20 protein-coding genes are annotated in these 17477 nt (G+C 63.2%); 11 read left to right on the forward strand and 9 right to left on the reverse strand.

All coding sequences use genetic code 11. The features are described 5' to 3' along the window. Positions 1-11: 11 nt before the first annotated feature. From CK230_RS11490 to hemF, 4 genes are all read right to left on the reverse strand, one after another. On the reverse strand, positions 12-590 hold the full coding sequence (locus CK230_RS11490) for a hypothetical protein (protein WP_095817273.1): 579 nt from the start codon (positions 588-590) through the stop codon (positions 12-14). A gap of 276 nt (positions 591-866) precedes the next feature. After that, complete coding sequence (locus CK230_RS11495) at positions 867-1052, reverse strand: DUF1059 domain-containing protein (protein ID WP_040989704.1); 186 nt, start codon at positions 1050-1052, stop codon at positions 867-869. 277 nt (positions 1053-1329) lie between these two features. After that, a complete protein-coding gene (locus CK230_RS11500; protein WP_095817274.1) occupies positions 1330-1590 on the reverse strand; it encodes a DUF1344 domain-containing protein in 261 nt (86 codons plus the stop codon). Between the two features lie 255 nt (positions 1591-1845). Further along, the gene (hemF, locus tag CK230_RS11505) at positions 1846-2760 is read right to left on the reverse strand and encodes an oxygen-dependent coproporphyrinogen oxidase (RefSeq protein ID WP_095817275.1); all 915 of its coding nucleotides are present in this window, start codon (positions 2758-2760) and stop codon (positions 1846-1848) included. Positions 2761-2880: 120 nt separating this feature from the next. On the opposite strand from hemF, the gene CK230_RS11510 reads away from it, so the two are divergent. After that, the gene (locus CK230_RS11510) at positions 2881-3138 is read left to right on the forward strand and encodes a hypothetical protein (RefSeq protein WP_042639873.1); all 258 of its coding nucleotides are present in this window, start codon (positions 2881-2883) and stop codon (positions 3136-3138) included. Between the two features lie 3 nt (positions 3139-3141). Here the strand turns inward: CK230_RS11510 and soxR are convergent, their stop codons facing one another. Together soxR and CK230_RS11520 are read right to left on the reverse strand one after the other, a co-directional pair. Beyond that, positions 3142-3585 carry a redox-sensitive transcriptional activator SoxR gene (gene soxR / locus CK230_RS11515; RefSeq protein WP_095817276.1) on the reverse strand — a complete coding sequence of 148 codons (444 nt, stop codon included), beginning with the start codon at positions 3583-3585 and terminating at the stop codon, positions 3142-3144. Between the two features lie 208 nt (positions 3586-3793). Then, complete coding sequence (locus CK230_RS11520; protein ID WP_095817277.1) at positions 3794-4252, reverse strand: tRNA (cytidine(34)-2'-O)-methyltransferase; 459 nt, start codon at positions 4250-4252, stop codon at positions 3794-3796. A 467-nt stretch (positions 4253-4719) separates the two neighbouring features. Between CK230_RS11520 and CK230_RS11525 the strand changes: the two genes are divergently transcribed. From CK230_RS11525 to CK230_RS11545, 5 genes are all read left to right on the forward strand, one after another. Next, complete coding sequence (locus CK230_RS11525; protein ID WP_245429885.1) at positions 4720-5136, forward strand: hypothetical protein; 417 nt, start codon at positions 4720-4722, stop codon at positions 5134-5136. A gap of 27 nt (positions 5137-5163) precedes the next feature. Beyond that, on the forward strand, positions 5164-7038 hold the full coding sequence (locus CK230_RS11530; protein ID WP_095817279.1) for an ABC transporter ATP-binding protein: 1875 nt from the start codon (positions 5164-5166) through the stop codon (positions 7036-7038). A 153-nt stretch (positions 7039-7191) separates the two neighbouring features. Beyond that, complete coding sequence (locus CK230_RS11535) at positions 7192-9084, forward strand: ABC transporter ATP-binding protein (RefSeq protein ID WP_095817280.1); 1893 nt, start codon at positions 7192-7194, stop codon at positions 9082-9084. Beyond that, a complete protein-coding gene (locus CK230_RS11540) occupies positions 9081-10964 on the forward strand; it encodes an ABC transporter ATP-binding protein (RefSeq protein ID WP_095817281.1) in 1884 nt (627 codons plus the stop codon). The genes CK230_RS11535 and CK230_RS11540 overlap by 4 nt, the downstream gene beginning before the upstream one ends. A 9-nt stretch (positions 10965-10973) precedes the next feature. Beyond that, positions 10974-11285, forward strand: a complete 312-nt coding sequence (locus CK230_RS11545) for a DUF6665 family protein (RefSeq protein ID WP_095817282.1) — start codon at positions 10974-10976, stop codon at positions 11283-11285. Positions 11286-11348: 63 nt separating this feature from the next. Here CK230_RS11545 and CK230_RS11550 read toward each other — a convergent pair whose 3' ends face one another. Next, positions 11349-11693: a cupin domain-containing protein gene (locus CK230_RS11550; RefSeq protein ID WP_095817500.1), complete on the reverse strand. Its 345-nt coding sequence runs from the start codon at positions 11691-11693 to the stop codon at positions 11349-11351. A 312-nt stretch (positions 11694-12005) separates the two neighbouring features. Between CK230_RS11550 and petA the strand changes: the two genes are divergently transcribed. The 5 genes from petA to CK230_RS11575 all read left to right on the forward strand — a co-directional run bounded on the left by petA (position 12006) and on the right by CK230_RS11575 (position 16372). Beyond that, entirely contained in the window at positions 12006-12566 is a 561-nt protein-coding gene (gene petA / locus CK230_RS11555; protein WP_042647595.1) for a ubiquinol-cytochrome c reductase iron-sulfur subunit, read from the forward strand. Positions 12567-12582: 16 nt separating this feature from the next. Continuing rightward, positions 12583-13923, forward strand: coding sequence for a cytochrome b N-terminal domain-containing protein (locus tag CK230_RS11560; protein ID WP_095817283.1), 1341 nt, complete (start codon positions 12583-12585; stop codon positions 13921-13923). Positions 13924-13944: 21 nt separating this feature from the next. Then, positions 13945-14802 carry a cytochrome c1 gene (locus CK230_RS11565; protein ID WP_095817284.1) on the forward strand — a complete coding sequence of 286 codons (858 nt, stop codon included), beginning with the start codon at positions 13945-13947 and terminating at the stop codon, positions 14800-14802. A 140-nt stretch (positions 14803-14942) separates the two neighbouring features. Continuing rightward, entirely contained in the window at positions 14943-15638 is a 696-nt protein-coding gene (locus CK230_RS11570; RefSeq protein WP_095817285.1) for a phosphatase PAP2 family protein, read from the forward strand. A 188-nt stretch (positions 15639-15826) separates the two neighbouring features. Continuing rightward, positions 15827-16372 carry an adenine phosphoribosyltransferase gene (locus CK230_RS11575; protein WP_095817501.1) on the forward strand — a complete coding sequence of 182 codons (546 nt, stop codon included), beginning with the start codon at positions 15827-15829 and terminating at the stop codon, positions 16370-16372. A 129-nt stretch (positions 16373-16501) separates the two neighbouring features. Here the strand turns inward: CK230_RS11575 and CK230_RS11580 are convergent, their stop codons facing one another. After that, on the reverse strand, positions 16502-16972 hold the full coding sequence (locus CK230_RS11580) for a MaoC family dehydratase (protein ID WP_095817286.1): 471 nt from the start codon (positions 16970-16972) through the stop codon (positions 16502-16504). Then, positions 16969-17439 carry a MaoC family dehydratase gene (locus CK230_RS11585; RefSeq protein ID WP_095817287.1) on the reverse strand — a complete coding sequence of 157 codons (471 nt, stop codon included), beginning with the start codon at positions 17437-17439 and terminating at the stop codon, positions 16969-16971. The genes CK230_RS11580 and CK230_RS11585 overlap by 4 nt, the downstream gene beginning before the upstream one ends. Positions 17440-17477: the final 38 nt, after the last annotated feature.

The raw sequence follows: 17477 nt of genomic DNA on the forward strand, positions 1-17477 counted from the left end.
CTTTCCGGCGATCAGAACGTAAGTCGGTAGTTGAGCCACAGATGCAGCCTCTCGGGTGTAGCGTTGACCAGATGCGTCAGCGTCTCCTCGGGCGACGCCTCGCCCGCTGCCAGCCGGCAATTGACGCTGTAGCTGCCCAGGTCGCCGTAGTCGGCCACGCAGGGCTTTTCGGTCAGGGCGCCGCCGATGGTCGAGGTAACCGACAGGGACAGGGTGCTGTTCGGACTCGGATGGGTCTGGGTGAGAAAACCGAATTTGAGGCTGGGCCCGATGCTGTATTTCTCGGCTTGCTCGCCGGTGCCGAACCCCCAGAGAAAGCCCGTATCGGGCGTGATCTGGGTGAGGAAGTCGACATGCATGTCGACCCAGCTCGCGTGGTACCATCGGTTGAACGACACCCAGCTTCCGCCCTGCAATTCATAGCCGCCGTTGCCGAGGCCCCTGGCCTTGTCGCTGAGCGGAGAGCCCTGATGGATATCGACGAGCGAGGTCGTCCATTCCTGGGCCATTGCCGTGGGCGCAAAGGAAAGAGCGCACGACAGGAGCGCCGCCGCGCAGAGACCTGCTCCGATGTTGGACCGCTCGCGCATGCGCGAAGCACCTCGCCCCACCACTCCGGCCAGCGCCTTGATGGCGAAGGGCTCCTCGGGCAGCCGCCTCTGGCCGGATCATATGCGGCAGAGTCGCATGCGGACCGTTACCGGGAAGTTATCCAAGCTGCTACGAATATAAGAATTTGCTTGAATTATGCGGAAAAATGCCTCCGCCGGCGATCCAAAAGGACCGCCCGCGGAGAGGGCATGCCGGAACCAAAGTTTGGCACTTGCCTGTCGGCTTGCGTGGTCCGAATTCGGCGATGTAGCCGCTTAGGCGGCGTCGCGGACCTTCTGGATGCGCGAGCGGATCGCCTCGATCATCGTCTCGCGGATGATGGTCTCGCCATGCGTTTCACGCATGTGCTCGACGGCGCGGCGCATGACCTCCGCTTCTTCCTCGGCGCGCGTGTGCCAGTCACAGCCGGGAACCAGCGATCCGCATTGAAATTCCTTCATGGGGATTTTCCTTTCCTCGCGACGGGGCCGCTCAGCCAGAGCGCTCCAGCCATTTGTCTTTATGCAATCCCGCCCAAAGCCGATGCGCGTTTTCGCAGGATTGCCCGGATGGATATCAATAACACATGCCGCCGCTTTCGGTTGCACGAAGAAGTGGTCGAGGGCGGTCGGCGCGGTAAAAGCATGAAACGAAGGGCGAAGCACTGGTGCTCCGCCCTTCGCGCCGCCTGAGCCTGCTATGCCTCGCCGCGCGGTTTTCCTGGAATTGCTCCAGCCGTTACTTCATGATCTTGATGGCTTCGGCGATTTTTTTCTTGCCGCTCATGTCCCAGGACACGCGAACCTTCTCACCGGCCTGAATGCCGGGATCCTTGAAGGCCTTGGACAGGGTGAAGGTCGACCCATCGTCGAGAACTAGGCTCATGGCCGTTCCATCAAAGCTCTTCACGGTTCCGGTGGTGTGCTTGACCGCCGCGAACGCGGCGCCACCGGAGGCGAGAAAGGCGGCCGCTGCCGCCGTCACGATAAGCTTGCGCATGGCATGCTCTCCTGGAATGTGGGCGCCCGCTTGGCAGGCACCTCATTGATCAGGGCCGTCAAGTCGCGTCGAGTCACGGCTGCGGGGGAGCGATGATCGCCACCTTTGCCGCCGGCGCTTCCCGGCCCGGCAACCTTAAATAAATCAATTTTTTCAAAAGGATATTAGACGAAAAAGATATCGTGCCGGCCACATTGCCTGCCAAGATTCGACGAATGGGACAGCAATGCGGCCACGGCCGCGTTCACCGGATCGTTACGGCCATTTTACCTCAGGCGGCAGGCTGGACAGGATCGAGGCGACATTGCCGCCGGTCTTCAGGCCGAAGATGGTGCCGCGATCGTGAAGCAAGTTGAATTCGACGTAGCGGCCGCGCCGGATCAGCTGTTCGTCGCGCTCGGCATCGGACCAGCCTTGGTTGAAGTTGCCCCGCACCAGATGGGCATAGACGACCAGGAAGGAGCGGCCGACGTCCTGGACGAAATTGAGATCGGCGTTCCAGCCGCCCTTGTCCTCGTCCGAATGCAGCCAGTCGAAGAAGATACCGCCGATGCCGCGCGGCTCGTTGCGGTGGGGCAAGAAGAAATACTCGTCGCACCAAGCCTTGAATTTCGGGTAATCGGCGACGGCGGCGTTCTTCTCGCAGGCGAACTGCATGGCGCGGTGGAAGGCGATCGTGTCGGGATCGTCCTGGGTGCGGCGGCGGTCGAGCACCGGCGTCAGATCGGCGCCGCCGCCGAACCACTGGCGCGTGGTGACGACCATGCGCGTGTTCATGTGCACGGCCGGGACATTGGGGTTCCAAGGGTGCGCGATCAGCGAGATGCCGCTCGCCCAGAAGCGCGGGTCTTCCTCGGCGCCGGGAATCTGCTTCCTGAATTCGGGTGAGAATTCGCCATGGACGGTCGAGGTGTGCACGCCGACCTTTTCGAAGACGCGGCCGCGCATCATCGACATGGTGCCGCCGCCACCGCGGCCTTCGTCGCGCTCCCAGGGAGTCTTTTCGAAATAGCCGGGCGACCATGAGGCTTGCGGGCCGGTGAGTTCCTGCTCGACCTGCTCGAAGGTGGCGCAGATACGCTCGCGCAGCGCTTCGAACCAGAGGCGGGCCTTCATCTTCTTCTGTTCGATGTCGGCCGGCAGCCCCACCGGAAGGTCAGGTCGTTCCAAATCCGTCTCCAGTCGCAGGCCGCTTGCCTGACAAATGACTCGTTTTTTCTGCGCGCGATCCCTAATCTCTTAAGGACAAGGGTCAAGTCCTGTCTGACCAAGGTGCAAAGGAGTACCTTCGTGCGCACCCCGGCAAGACCGCCGCTGGATGGCTTGAAGAAGAGGCTGGAGCGTTCGCGGGCCGAGCGCGCAAACCTGCCGCGCGATGGGTTCCTGCGCGAGACCTTCGTGCTGCCGCGGCCGGCGGCGCGCCTCAAGGCGAAAGAGTGGTTCGAGCGCTTCCCCAAGCAGGCCTACTGGACCGAGATCGAAAGCTGGTTCGAACGCCCAGGCGATGTGATCGAATTCACCATGCGGCGACTGCCGGCGGCCGATTGAGCATCAACTCACCACCAACCGCCTCGCGCCCGTTCCTTCCCGCGCCAGCCGATCTTCCTTGTTCCTCAACGGGCACTTGTCGATCGACATGCAACCGCAGCCGATGCAGTCGGTCAGGCCGTCGCGCAATTTCTTCATCTGGGCGATCTTGTGGTCGAGCTCGTCGCGCCAAGCTGCCGACAGCAGGTTCCAGTCCTCGCGCGTCGGCGTGCGTTCTTCGGGCAGGGACTGGAACGCTCGGGCGATCCCGGCCAGCGAGATGCCCACCTCTTGCGCGACGCGGATGATCGCCACGCGGCGCAGCACATCGCGGCTGTAGCGCCGCTGGTTGCCGGACGTGCGGTGGCTGCGGATCAGCCCGCGCGCCTCATAGAAATGCAGCGCCGATACCGCGACGCCGCTGCGCATGGCGACCTGGCCGACCGTTAATTCCCGTACTGGAGCCATTCCCAAATTCCTGCTTGACCTCAAGTTAAGTTGAGCTTGTAGCCAGGAAATATCGATAGGGCAATTGCAGGAGAAGGCGATGTGCGCCTGGGTGAGAACGACGACGGAAGGGATGGCGGTTCGGGATAGCGTGGAAGCGCGAAAGCTGGCTCGTTGTTCCGACGCAATTCCGGACGGAAAACCGTTTCACGCTTTTCCTGGAATTGCTTTAGCCGATCTGGCGGAGCGCTTCGCCCGCGACCATGGCGACCGACAGCGCGACATTGATGCTGCGCGCACCGGCCCGCATTGGAATGGTCAGTCGGGCATCCACCGCCTCGTGGACTTGTTCCGTCACGCCGGCGGATTCGCGGCCGAACAGAAGAATGTCGCCGGCGGCGAAAGCGAAGCCGGTATAGGCGGTCGTGGCCTTGGTGGTGAGCAGCACCAGGCGGCGCGCATGCGCTTTTCGCCATCCCTCGAAGGCGTGCCAGTCGGCATGGCGGGAAAGCGCCGCCATTTCGAGGTAGTCCATGCCGGCTCGTTTCAGCGCGCGGTCGGAGAGCGGGAATCCGGCCGGCTCGATGATATCGACGCCGATGTCGAGGCAGGCGGCGAAGCGCAGGATTGTCCCGGTATTGCCGGCGATATCCGGTTGGTAGAGCGCGATGCGGAGACGATCGTTCATTTTCGCATCCTGCTAATAAGTGGCAGATCGGCCACAGGCATCTCCGGCTTTCGGCGATTTCTGGCCTGGCGGGTGGCCATTTTCTGCGAAGTCGAGTATATGCAAACCATCATCAACCCGAACCGAACGGAGGGGACCACATGATGACCATGCACATCCAGCGCCTCTCCTGGGCTCTCCTATGCCCAATGGCGGTTTCGGTACGACGATTCTTCTGACACTTTAAGTCTTCATCGCACCGATTCCCGCCGAACCCAGTTTTCGGCCTTCGAAGGAATCTTGCGATGTTTTTCAAACTGTCAAAGGGGCGCCGCGCCCCAGCCGAATGTGTCGAGAGCGACGCTTGCCGCGTCCCGATCGACGCTTGCCGTCCGGTCCCGAACGAATCGATTCGCGCCCTCGGTCGAATGCCGGTGATCGAGGCCGCGTCACCCTTTTTAACGCATTTGCATATGGAGGACGGACCAATGTTCGATCCCTACAAGATACCGGGGTCAAGAAGCCTGCATGAGCGCAAGGCGGCGACCTGGGCGCTGCTGATCGGCGAGACCTATTCGTCGGCGGTACATGCCGAGGAACGGCGCAGGCCGCATCGCGGCATGCTGCCGGATGTCGATTTCTCGCGCGCCGTGCCCGACCACAGCCGGCCGACGCTGGTGCGTCGGATCATCCGCCTGATCCGGGCAGGCGACAGGAATCGGGCGGGTTCCAGCTTTTCGTCGGGAAGTGCGGCGGCGCCAGGATCGTCGAACGAGCCTGTCGGCGAAAAGCCCGCGAAACCCTATATTGCGCGAAGCAGGGCCGGCGATGCGGATGATTCCGTATCGCCGGCCCGTCGCGGCGCGCGGCCAAGAAGCCTTGCCCATCAATCCCGCGCCGCGTGAGCGCGCATAGCATCGTGAGTGCCTGGAATGTTCCGCTGGTTTGAAAACAGGCTCGATCCGTTTCCCGCCGCGGAGCCGGTCGAGCCGCCGAAGACGCTGGTCGGGTTCTGCGTGCACTACACGCGTGGCGCCTGGCCCTACATCATCGTCGATGCGGTGCTGGTAACGGCGATCGCCTTCACCGAGGTCTGGATGTTCGGCTTCCTCGGCCGCATCGTCGACTGGCTGTCGGCGCAGAACCGTGAAAGCTTCCTGCAGACGGAAAGCTGGAAGCTCGCCGGCATGGCTTTCGTCGTGCTGTTCGCGCTGCCGGGCACGGTCTGGCTGCATTCGCTGCTCAACCAGCAGACGCTGATGGGAAATTATCCCATGCGCATCCGCTGGCAGGTGCATCGCTATCTGCTCAAGCAGTCGATGGCCTTCTACCAGGACGAGTTCGCCGGCCGCATCGCCACCAAGCTGATGCAGACGGCGCTAGCGGTGCGCGAATGCGTGATCAAGCTGATCGACGTCTTGAACTACGTCATCGTCTATTTCATCGGCATGCTGTTCATCGTCGGCTCGGCCGACTGGCGGCTGGCTGCGCCGCTTGCCGTCTGGCTGGTCGGCTATATCGGGCTCCTGCGCTTTTTCATCCCGCGGCTGGGCAAGGTCGGCGAGGAGCAGGCCAATGCGCGCTCGACCATGACGGGACGCGTCGTCGACAGCTACACCAACATCCAGACGGTGAAGCTGTTCAGCCACGCGCGCCGCGAGGCGACCTTTGCCAGGGAAGGCATGGCGAGCTTCCTCGACACCGTCTACCGCTCGATGCGGCTGGTGACGGTGCTCTATGGCCTGCTCTACATCCTGAACTCGCTGCTTTTGTTCTCCGTGACGGCGATCTCACTGTGGCTGTGGCTCGGCCAGACGGTGACGATCGGCGCCGTGGCCGTGGTCATCGGCCTGGTGCTCCGGATGTGGGGCATGTCGCAGTGGATAATGTGGGAAATGTCGGGCCTGTTCGAGAATATCGGCACGGTGCAGGACGGCATCGCCTCGATCTCACTGCCGCGCCTGGTCGAAGACAGGCCGGGCGCCCGGGACATCACCGTCAGCCAGGGCGAAATCCGCTTCGAGGATATCCGCTTCCATTACGGCAAGCAGAAAGGTGTCATCGAGAACCTGTCGCTCACCGTGAAGCCCGGCGAGAAGGTCGGCATCGTCGGCCGTTCCGGTGCCGGCAAGTCGACGCTGGTCAACCTTTTGCTGCGCTTCTACGACCTCGAAAGCGGCAGGATCCTCGTCGACGGCCAGGAGATCGCGGCGGTGACGCAGGATTCGCTACGCGCGCAGATCGGCATGGTGACGCAGGACACCTCACTGCTGCACCGCTCGGTGAAGGAGAACATCCTCTACGGCCGGCCCGACGCGACTGAAGAGATGCTGGTCGAGGCGGCGCGGCGGGCGGAGGCGCTCGATTTCATCGGCGGGCTTTCGGACCACAACGGCCGCAAGGGCTTCGACGCCCATGTCGGCGACCGCGGCGTCAAACTGTCCGGCGGCCAGCGGCAGCGCGTCGCGATTGCCCGCGTCATGCTGAAGGACGCGCCGATCCTGATCCTCGACGAGGCAACCTCGGCGCTCGATTCGGAAGCCGAGGCGGCGATCCAGGAGAACCTCTACAAGCTGATGCAGGGCAAGACCGTCATTGCCATCGCGCACCGTCTGTCGACCATCGCGGCGATGGACAGGCTCGTCGTCATGGACAAGGGCCGCATCATCGAGGAAGGCTCGCATGAGGAACTCGTCGCGAGGGGCGGGCTCTATGCCCAGCTCTGGCAGCGTCAGTCCGGCGGCTTCCTGCTCGACGACGGGCCGGCCGAGTCCGACGCCAAGGCGACCGAAATGGCGGCGGAGTAACGCGATCGCGATTGGCATCAAGGTTACTGCGATTGCCGGGAATCGATCCCGGGCGTAACCACGGCATGGCCAGAGGCCCTGCCTCGACCTGCTCAGAGGCCTGCCGGCGACCAGATCGGGCGCCGGCGGGTTTGTGGCCTCCACGAGAGAAAAATGTTGGACCGCATCTTCACCTGGTTCGAAAGCTGTTATTCGCCGGTGGCGCTGGCCGACGATCGGCAGCCGCCAATGGGGCTTTGGCGGTTCTACTGGTATTTCATAAGGCAGTTTCGCGCCGCCTATCGGCTGCGCATGATCATCGTTGCCCTGGCGGCGATCGTCGACGCGATGCTGCCGATTTTCGTCGGTCTGATCGTAGGCCTGCTCTCCAGCACGAAGCCCGGCGATTTCTTCGCCGCGCATGGGCCGCTGCTCGTCGTGATGGCCCTCGTCGTGCTGCTGCGTCCGCTGTCGATGGTCGTCGATGCGCTGATCCGCAACCACGCCATCGCACCCAATCTCATCGACCTCATCCGCTGGCAGAGCCATTGGCATGTCGTGCGCCAGGACTGGTCCTTCTTCCAGAACGACTTTGCCGGCCGCATCGGAACCAAGGTCATGCAAAGCGGCGATTCGGTGGAGATGAGCGTCAACCTCACCGTCGACGCCGTCTGGTATGCGCTGGTCTTCGTCGCCGTCGCCATCGTGGTGCTGGCGCGGCTCGACCCGCTCCTCCTGGCTGTCGTGGCGGTGTGGCTGGTGTTTTATTGCCTGATCTTCTGGTCCGCGATGCCCAGGATCACGCAACGCTCGTCCCAATTGTCGGAGCGGTGGTCGCACGTGAGCGGCCGCATGGTCGACAGCTATACCAACATCCTGACGCTCAAGACATTCTCGACCGGCGAGCACGAAGACAAATATGTCTCGCAGGCGGTGGTCGAGCACGCCGATACGTTCTACCAGCTGATGCGCGTTTTCACGCTGATGTGGTCGGCCTTGTTCTTGCTCAACGCGGCGCTGCTTATTGCCGTGAGCTGGCTGGCGCTCGCCGGCTGGAACGCGGGCGCCATGACCACCGCGGCCGTGGCGACGGCGATACCGTTCGCGCTGCAGATCGCCAACATCTCCGGCAGGATCCTCGATGTCGGCGCCAACGTGTTCCGGCAGATCGGCGTCGCCAGCAACTCGATGACGACGATCGCGCGGCCGATCGTCATGCAGGACCAGCCGGACGCGCCGGCCCTCGTCGTGACTGCCGGCGGCATCGAGTTCGACCGGGTGAACTTCAACTATTGGCGCAAGGACGGCAAAGGCGGCGTCATCGACAATCTGTCGCTGAAGATCGCGCCCGGCGAGCGGGTCGGCCTGATCGGCCGTTCGGGGGCCGGCAAGTCGACGCTGGTCAATCTCGTGCTGCGGCTGTTCGACGTGCAGGACGGCAGGGTGCTGATCGATGGGCAGGACATCCGCAACGTCTCGCAGGAGAGCGTTCGCGCGGCGATCGGTTTCGTCAACCAGGACACCTCGCTCTTGCACCGGTCGGTTCGCGAGAACCTCAAATATGGGCGCCAGTCGGCCAGCGACGAGGCGATGGTCAGCGCCGCCAAAGCCGCCCAGATCGACGATGTGATTGCCGGGCTCACCGATCCGCATGGACAGAGAGGCTATGAGGCGCTTGTCGGCGAGCGCGGGGTGAAGCTGTCCGGCGGCCAGCGGCAACGCATCGCAATTGCCCGCGTTATGCTGAAGGACGCGCCGATCCTCATCCTCGACGAGGCGACGTCCGCGCTCGATTCGGAAGTGGAGGCCGCGATCCAGGAGAACCTCTACAAGCTCATGCAGGGCAAGACCGTCATCGCCATCGCCCACCGGCTGTCGACCATCGCGGCGATGGACCGGCTCGTCGTCATGGACACGGGCCGCATCGTCGAGGACGGCTCGCATGAGGCGCTGATCGCCAAGGGCGGGCTCTACGCCCAGCTCTGGCGGCGCCAGTCGGGTGGATTCCTGATGGAGGAAAAGCCGGTTGCCGACGATCTGCCGACGAAAGGTGAAGCTGCCGAATGATGCAGGCCATCTATCGTTGGTTCGAGCACTGGGTCTACCCGTTCCGCGAGCCCGCCAATCTGCGGCCGCCCGCCGGCGTCGGCGGGTTCCTCTGGCACTATGTCGGGCAGGCCAAGCTCGCCTTCTTCGCCATGCTGATCATCGGCGGCATCGCGCCGCTGGTCGAGGCCGGCCTGTTCTATTTCGTCGGAAGGCTGGTCGATATCCTCGACCAGTTGCCAGGCGAACGCAGCTGGCATGCGCTGTGGACCGCAGCCGGACCCGAGCTCTTGTTCATGGGCGCGGTCGTGCTCGTCATCCGCACGGCCGTCGTCGGACTGGCCGCGCTGGTCGACGAGCAGACGATCACGCCAGGCTTCTACAATCTGGTGCGTTGGCAGGCGCACCGGCATGTCTCGCGCCAGTCCTATGCCTTCTTCCAGAACGATTTCGCCGGCCGCATCGCGACAAAAGTCTGGCAGGCGGGGCAGGCGACGGGCGACCTGATGGAAAGTTTCATCGAGGTCATCTGGTTCATGATCATCTATACCGTGACGACGCTGGCACTGGTCGCCGGCCTGGACCTCAGGCTGGCGGTTCTGGTGGTGGTCTGGATCGCCGTGTTCGGCTGGCTGGCCAAACTCTATCTGCCGCAGATCCGCAAGAATGCCGAGGCGACAGCCGAGGCCGGGTCGATGATCACCGGCCGGATCGTCGATTCCTACTCCAACGTGCAGACGCTGAAGCTGTTCTCGGCGGATGGCGACGACCGCTACATCAGGAACGGTTTCGACATCTATCTCGACGCGCTTCGTCCGTTCACGCGCCGGCTGACCGGCGTGCGCATGGCGCTGACGACGCTGTCGGGCGTCATGATCACCGTGATCGCCGGCTTCGCCATCTATCTGTGGGTCGAGGGTTCGATCACGGTCGGCGCTGTCGCCTTCACGCTTTCTCTCGTCCTCAGGCTCAACATGCTGCTTGGAAGAGTGATGATGCAGCTCAACGGCATTCTCAGAAACCTCGGTGTGCTGGAGAATTCCAAGGCGATGATCTCGCAGCCGCTCGGCCTCACCGACGCCCCGGATGCGAAGGAACTGGTCGTCACCGGCGGCCGCATCGACGTCAGCGACGTCACCTTCCATTACGGCAAGGGGGCAGGGGTGCTCGACGGTATCGACCTTGTCGTGCATCCGGGCGAGAAGGTCGGCCTTGTCGGCCCGTCCGGCGCCGGCAAGACGACGTTGGCCAATCTGATCCTGCGCCTCTACGACCTCGAAGGCGGCCGGATCCTGATCGACGGCCAGGATATCGCCCATGCGACGCAGAACTCGCTGCGCGGCAATATCGGCGTCGTCAGCCAGGACACGGCGCTGTTCCACCGCTCGCTGCGCGACAACATCAAGCTCGGCATGCCGGACGCCACCGACGCGCAGGTGATCGCCGCGGCGAAAAAGGCCGAGGCGCATGACTTCATCCTGGGGCTGCGCGACAACCGAAATCGCGCCGGCTACGAGGCCTATGTCGGCGAGCGCGGCGTGAAACTCTCCGGCGGCCAGCGGCAGCGCGTGGCGATCGCGCGCGTCTTCCTGAAGGACGCGCCGATCCTCATCCTCGACGAGGCGACCTCGGCGCTCGATTCGGACATCGAGGCGGCGATCCAGGAGAATCTGACCCGGCTGATGGAGGACAAGACCGTGATCGCCATCGCGCACCGGCTCTCCACCATCGCAGCACTTGACCGGCTGGTGGTGCTCGACGGCGGGCGCATCGTCGAACAGGGCACGCACGACGAGCTGGTGGCGCTCGACGGGCTCTATGCGCGGCTCTGGAAACGGCAGTCCGGCGGCTTCCTATTCAACGAGGAAAGCGCGCTGGCAGAGACGCGGCCGGCGGAGTAGAACGGCGTCATGTCGGTACGGATGCCTGCCAATTTCGGACGCTCAGGCGCGCAGGAAAGCGCGCTCGACCTGCTCGGCCACGAAATCCTCGCCGAGAAGGCCGCCGCGCTTGGCCGCGCCGGACAGCGCGTGGAGGAAACCCTTGCCAGATTGCGCCAGGGTGGCGAAGGCGAACATCGCAACCGGCTGCTCAAGGAGGCGGCCGCGGCCGTCCACGCCTATTTCATCCAGCGCGAGCTTTGCGGTCTGCGCAAGCACGACGCGGTGATCCGCGAATACGACATTCCCAGGGCCGTGCTGGTCAGGCTGGGCGCCAGCTAAAGCGCTCTTTATTTTGACCATAATCTTTCCTGAAAACCGGTTCCCACTTTTCGGGATTATGGTCTATTCCAGCCATTCCGTGATGAAGTGGCCGTTCTCGTGGATGTCGGTGCTTTCGAGCGGACCGGGGCCGAGATTGCTGAATTTGTGCGGCGTGCCGGGCGGCACGATCAGGATCTGGCCGGCGGTGGCCTTGATCTCCCGGTCGCCGACCGTGAACAGGCCGGTGCCGGAGCGGATGACGAAGATCTCCGCATAGGGGTGCTTGTGCAGGCGCGGGCCGCCGCCGATCGTCTCCTGATAGTTGAAGATCAGACAGGAATTGGAGCCGAACCGGCCGCACTCCAACTCGCCTTTCCAGTAATCGGCGGCCTCGGCCCAGCTATCGCGTTCAATGAGATGCGCCATGGCGGCAGAATAGACCGGGCCAAGAGCCGATGTCGAGGCAAACGCGGGCCCGATTTCCCCGCTGATTCCGCGGTGTTTCTCCCTGCCAAGCAGCCCAGCGAGGACACGCCGGCGACCGCCGCGGCGCATCCCCGCGACAATCTGCCCTTGTGCCTTCACCCCGCTGGACAAAAACGGGCCGCACGCATAAACCGAAAATCCAAATGCCGGAGGAATTCGCTAGCCTGTTCGCCATGCGCTGTCGGGCAGGTGCGATTGAGCGGGGACAAGGCTCGGCCTCCGGTTAGGAAGAGGCGAAAGGATCAGGCACCCGTGAGCGCAACCGACATCCACGATCCCAACCGTCGCGATTTTCTCTACGTAGCCACCGGCATGGCCGCCGTTGTCGGCGCCGGAGCCGTCGCGTGGCCGTTCATCGACCAGATGCGCCCGGACGCCTCGACGCTGGCTCTCGCTTCGGTCGAGGTCGATGTCTCCTCCCTGCAGCCCGGTTCTTCGCTGATCGTCAAGTGGCGCGGCAAGCCGGTGGTGGTGCGCAACCGCACCGAAAAGGAAATGAAGGACGGCGAAGCCGTCAATCTCGCCGATCTCAAGGACCCGATCGCGCGCAACGCCAACCTGCCTTCCGACGCGCCGGCGACCGACGCCAACCGGACCACGCCCGGCAAGGAAGCCTGGATGGTGATGGTGCAGGTCTGCACCCATCTCGGCTGCATCCCGCTCGGCCAGGAAGGCGATTTCGGCGGCTGGTTCTGCCCGTGCCATGGTTCGCAATACGACACCGCCGGCCGCATCCGCAAAGGTCCGGCGCCGGAGAACATGGCGATCCCGGTATTCAAGTTCATTTCCGATACCAAGATCCTTATCGGTTGAGGCAGGGGACATTTCGATGAGCGAGGGACACTCGACCTATACGCCCAAGACCGGTATCGAGCGCTGGTTCGACGCGCGCATGCCGCTGCCGCGGCTGATCTATGACAGCTTCGTCGCCTATCCGGTGCCGCGCAACCTCAACTACATGTGGACGTTCGGCGGCATCCTGTCGATCATGCTGGCCTCGCAGATCCTGACCGGAATCGTGCTGGCCATGCACTACACGTCCGACACCAATCTCGCCTTCGATTCGGTCGAGAAGATCATGCGCGACGTGAATTCGGGATGGCTGTTGCGCTATCTCCATTCCAATGGCGCCTCGTTCTTCTTCGTCGCCGTCTACATCCACATCTTCCGCGGCCTGTTCTACGGCTCCTACAAGGCGCCGCGCGAGCTCTTGTGGATCCTCGGCTGCATCATCTACCTCCTGATGATGGCCACCGGCTTCATGGGCTATGTGCTGCCCTGGGGGCAGATGAGCTTCTGGGGCGCCACGGTCATCACCGGCTTCTTCAGCGCCATCCCGCTGGTCGGCAACTGGATCCAGCAGCTGCTGCTCGGCGGCTTCGCAGTCGACGATCCGACGCTGAACCGCTTCTTCGCGCTGCATTACCTTTTGCCGTTCATGATCGCCGGCGTCGTGGTGCTGCACATCTGGGCGCTGCATGTCGTGGGCCAATCGAACCCGACAGGCATCGAGGTCAAGTCGAAGACCGACACCGTCGCCTTCACGCCCTATGCGACCATCAAGGACGCGTTCGGCATGATCGTGTTCCTGTTCTTCTTCGCCTATTTCGTCTTCTATCTGCCGAACTATCTCGGCCACCCCGACAACTACACGGTCGCCAACCCGCTGAAGACGCCGGCCCATATCGTTCCGGAATGGTACTTCCTGCCGTTCTACGCGATCCTGCGTGCCATCACCTTCAACATCGGCCCGATCAACTCCAAGCTCGGCGGCGTGCTGTGCATGTTCGGCGCCATCGCCATGCTGTTCCTGGTGCCGTGGCTCGACACCTCCAAGGTGCGCTCGGCGGTCTACCGTCCGTGGTACAAGCTGTTCTTCTGGCTGTTCGTGGCCGACGCCGTCCTGCTCGGATGGCTGGGCTCGCAGCCGGCCGAAGGCGGCGGTCTGTTGACCCTCCTGATCGGTGAGTTCACGGGCAACTACGTTGGCTACGCTCAAGCGGCGACGCTGTTCTACTTCGCCTTCTTCCTGGTCATCATGCCGGTGCTCGGCCTGATCGAGACGCCTCGCAGGCTGCCGAACTCGATCACCGAGGCGGTGCTGGAAAAGAACAAGGGCGGCAGCGGACATCCGGCAGGCGCCACCGCCGCGCCGGAAACCAAGGGCTGAGAATCTGAGGGGATTTTGGGTATGAAAAAGATTCTCACCTCGCTGGCGCTGCTCGGCCTGGTGGTCGCGGGTACCGCTGCCATCGCCGCCGAAGAGGAACACAACCCGGCCGCGCCGACGCATTTCCCGATCAATGAACCGAAGGAAATGAGCTGGAGCTTCGCCGGTCCGTTCGGCACCTATGACAAGGCGCAGCTGCAGCGCGGCCTCAAGGTCTACAAGGAAGTCTGCTCGGCCTGCCACTCGATGAACCTGGTGGCCTTCCGCACGCTGGAAGGGCTCGGCTATTCGGAAGCGCAGATCAAGACGCTGGCCGCCGGCTACACCATCCATGACGGACCTAACGACGCCGGCGACATGTTCGACCGTCCCGGCAAGCCGTCGGATCATTTCCCGGCGCCGTTCCCGAACGAGCAGGCAGCGGCTTCCGCCAATGGCGGCGCAGCCCCGCCGGACATGTCGCTGCTCGCCAAGGCGCGCGGCGTCGAGCGCGGCTTCCCGCGCTTCATCTTCGATATCTTCACCCAGTACGCCCAGGGCGGCCCGGATTACATCCACTCGCTGCTCACCGGCTACGACCAGACGCCGCCGGCCGGCATGGTGATCCCGGAAGGCACGCACTACAACCCGTACTTCCTGTCCGGCGTGTCCTTGAAGATGCCGAAGCCGCTTTCGGACGGCCAGGTGACCTATGATGACGGCGCGCCGCAGACCGTCGACCAGTATGCCCGTGACGTATCGGCTTTCCTGATGTTTGCCGCCGAGCCGCATCTCGAGGACCGCAAGAAGACGGGCTTCCGCGTCATGGTTTTCCTGCTGCTCTTCGGCGCGCTGGTCTACATGACCAAGCGCAGGGTGTGGGCCGACGTCGCGCACTGAACCGCGGCCAAATCGCGAAGCTTCAAAGGGCGCCGCGCAGGCGCCCTTTTTGCATTTCGGGATCGCGTTGATCCGGCCATGTCACATGGCCGTCATCGCGCGCGGCGATCCTGCCTTGCCCTCATCAAAGGATCGCACCCATGAAAAGATACGCATCGCTCGCGGCCGGTTTCCTGCTGCTCATCACTGGATACACCGCCCATGCCGACGAGGCTCAGCCTTTCGTCACCAACAAGGACATCGACCTGACGATGATCCTGCCGCCGCCGCCCGCCAACGATTCGGCAGAGACCAAGGCCGAGCTCGGCGAGGTGCTGACCCTGCAGGTGACGCGCACGCCGGAAATGGAAAAGCGCGCGATTGCCGATGCTGAGGAGAATGTCTGGCGCTTCGCCGACGTCATGGGACCGAAATTCAACAAGGAGACGCTGCCGAAGTTCAGCGCCTTCTTCGATCGCGTGGTGGCAACCGAAGGCGCGGTCGTCGACCCGGCCAAGGATGTCTGGAAGCGTCCGCGGCCGCATCAGCTCAGCGAGCTGGTCAAGCCGGTCGTCAAGCTGTCGAAATCCGGTTCCTGGCCGTCGGGCCATGCGACGGTCGGCACGATGATGGGCATCATCCTGTCCGACATGGTTCCGGAAAAGCGCGCCGAGATCATGGCCCGCGCCGCCGAATATGCCCATAACCGCGTGGTCGGCGGCATCCACTATCCGTCCGACATCGAGATGGGCAAAATTTCGGGCAGCGTGATTGCCGCGGTCCTGCTCAGCCGCCCCGATTTCAAGGCCGAGTTCGAAGTGGCGCGCTCCGAGCTGCGTTCGGACCTCGGCATGTAGTTGCAACGTAAGCGCCTGCTTTTCAAAGGGCGCCTTCGCGGGCGCCCTTTTCGTTATGGCCGAGGTCAGTCGGCATCGATGCTTTGCCGGATGTGCTTGTCTCTGGCGCCACATCGCGGTAGCCCTTGTCGGTCGCGTCGGGCAGCAATGGCCGACGCGACCGACAGCCGGACACGCGGAAAGCCTCGATGAAATCCTCCCTCGAAGACACGCTGCTTGCGGCCATCCGCACCATTCCGGATTACCCCAAGCCCGGCATATTGTTTCGCGACATCACCACGCTGCTTGGCGATGCCCGCGCCTTCCGCCGCGCCATCGATGAGTTGGTGCATCCCTATGCCGGGCTGAAGATCGACAAGATCGCCGGCATCGAGGCGCGCGGCTTCATCCTCGGCGGTGCCGTGGCGCACCAGCTTTCGGCCGGCTTCGTGCCGATCCGCAAGAAGGGCAAGCTGCCCTACGAAACGGTGCGGGTGGCATACAGCCTCGAATACGGCTTGGACGAGATGGAGATGCATAAGGACGGCGTCTCCCCCGGCGAGAAGGTGATCGTGGTCGACGACCTGATCGCCACCGGCGGCACCGCGGAAGCAGCGGTCAGGCTGCTCAGGCAGATCGGCGCCGACATCGTCGCCGCCTGCTTCGTCATCGACCTGCCGGACCTCGGCGGCCGCAAGAAGCTGGAAGCGCTCGGCGTGCCGGTCAGGACGCTGGTCGGGTTCGAGGGGCAATAGTGAATAGTGAATAGTGAATAGTGAATAGTGAATAGTGAATAGTGAATAGTGAAGGTAGGTGTTCGAGTGCGAATCTATGCGGTTTCGCTACCCACCACCCACCACCCACTACCCACTATTCACCATTCACTATTCAATCTTCACCAGCACGGCGCTGTCGAATTCTATGACCTTGTCGCCAGTCGAATCGAACCCTTCGGAGCGCAGCGTGAGCAGGTTCCAGCCGGGACGTCCGGTAAGCGGCCGGTGCGCCTGCGCGGTGCGCGTGAAGGTCACCGTCTCGCCGGCATAGACCGGCTTCAGCCATTTGAGGTTACGGAAGCCGGGCGAGGGGCCGAATTCGGGTTGCGGGCCGGGGCCGGTCCAGCGCACGCCCTCGGTCTCCATGCGCTTTTCGAGGTTGTATTTCATCCAGGTGGCGGCGGTGTGCCAGCCGGAAGCGCAAAGCCCGCCGAGCACGCTCTTCTTCGCCCCCTCTTCGTCGACATGGAAGACCTGCGGATCGTATTTTCTGGCAAACGCCTTGATCTCGTCGGCTTCGAATTTGTGCGAGCCCAGCGTGACGGTTTCGCCGATCAGGAAGTATTCGTCGAGCGTCATGATCGGCCTTGTGCGGCATCACGCGCGAGGAACATACCTGTGTTCTCCAGCTCGAAGACGCTCTCGCCGCGCTGGTTGAAGAGCTCGCTGCGCATGGTGATCAAGCCGAGCTGAGGCCTCGATTTGGACTGGCGCTTGGAAAGTATGGTCACCTTGCCGGTCAGCCGGTCGCCGGCCAGAACCGGCTTTTTCCATTTCACATGCTCGATACCGGGCGACCCTTGAGAGGTGGAATCGAGCAGGAATGCGTCGCACAGCATGCGCATGAACATCGCGCAGGTGTGCCAGCCCGAAGCCGAAAGCCCGCCGAGGATGCTCGCCTTGCCGGCTTCCTCGTCGAGATGCATCGGCTGCGGGTCGAACTCCGAGGCGAATTCGATTATCTCGGCCGCACTCACGTCCTTGCTGCCGAGATCGAGCGAGGCGCCCTCCGCGAAATCCTCATAGGCCCAAGTCTTTCCGGTCATGCTGGCAATCCGGTTGACGAATGCGTGATCCCCAAATC

The organism is Mesorhizobium sp. WSM3859, from assembly GCF_002295065.1.
Classification (GTDB): domain Bacteria; phylum Pseudomonadota; class Alphaproteobacteria; order Rhizobiales; family Rhizobiaceae; genus Mesorhizobium.

What these genes read in the sequence shown, in the direction of transcription:
- CK230_RS11490 (WP_095817273.1), bottom strand. Translation starts at nt 590, where the DNA reads ATGCGCGAGCGGTCCAACATCGGAGCAGGTCTCTGCGCGGCGGCGCTC.
- CK230_RS11495 (WP_040989704.1), bottom strand. Translation starts at nt 1,052, where the DNA reads ATGAAGGAATTTCAATGCGGATCGCTGGTTCCCGGCTGTGACTGGCAC.
- CK230_RS11500 (WP_095817274.1), bottom strand. Translation starts at nt 1,590, where the DNA reads ATGCGCAAGCTTATCGTGACGGCGGCAGCGGCCGCCTTTCTCGCCTCC.
- soxR (WP_095817276.1), bottom strand. Translation starts at nt 3,585, where the DNA reads ATGGCTCCAGTACGGGAATTAACGGTCGGCCAGGTCGCCATGCGCAGC.
- CK230_RS11520 (WP_095817277.1), bottom strand. Translation starts at nt 4,252, where the DNA reads ATGAACGATCGTCTCCGCATCGCGCTCTACCAACCGGATATCGCCGGC.
- CK230_RS11525 (WP_245429885.1), top strand. Translation starts at nt 4,720, where the DNA reads ATGTTCGATCCCTACAAGATACCGGGGTCAAGAAGCCTGCATGAGCGC.
- CK230_RS11530 (WP_095817279.1), top strand. Translation starts at nt 5,164, where the DNA reads ATGTTCCGCTGGTTTGAAAACAGGCTCGATCCGTTTCCCGCCGCGGAG.
- CK230_RS11535 (WP_095817280.1), top strand. Translation starts at nt 7,192, where the DNA reads ATGTTGGACCGCATCTTCACCTGGTTCGAAAGCTGTTATTCGCCGGTG.
- CK230_RS11540 (WP_095817281.1), top strand. Translation starts at nt 9,081, where the DNA reads ATGATGCAGGCCATCTATCGTTGGTTCGAGCACTGGGTCTACCCGTTC.
- CK230_RS11545 (WP_095817282.1), top strand. Translation starts at nt 10,974, where the DNA reads ATGTCGGTACGGATGCCTGCCAATTTCGGACGCTCAGGCGCGCAGGAA.
- CK230_RS11550 (WP_095817500.1), bottom strand. Translation starts at nt 11,693, where the DNA reads ATGGCGCATCTCATTGAACGCGATAGCTGGGCCGAGGCCGCCGATTAC.
- CK230_RS11560 (WP_095817283.1), top strand. Translation starts at nt 12,583, where the DNA reads ATGAGCGAGGGACACTCGACCTATACGCCCAAGACCGGTATCGAGCGC.
- CK230_RS11565 (WP_095817284.1), top strand. Translation starts at nt 13,945, where the DNA reads ATGAAAAAGATTCTCACCTCGCTGGCGCTGCTCGGCCTGGTGGTCGCG.
- CK230_RS11570 (WP_095817285.1), top strand. Translation starts at nt 14,943, where the DNA reads ATGAAAAGATACGCATCGCTCGCGGCCGGTTTCCTGCTGCTCATCACT.
- CK230_RS11575 (WP_095817501.1), top strand. Translation starts at nt 15,827, where the DNA reads ATGAAATCCTCCCTCGAAGACACGCTGCTTGCGGCCATCCGCACCATT.
- CK230_RS11580 (WP_095817286.1), bottom strand. Translation starts at nt 16,972, where the DNA reads ATGACGCTCGACGAATACTTCCTGATCGGCGAAACCGTCACGCTGGGC.
- CK230_RS11585 (WP_095817287.1), bottom strand. Translation starts at nt 17,439, where the DNA reads ATGACCGGAAAGACTTGGGCCTATGAGGATTTCGCGGAGGGCGCCTCG.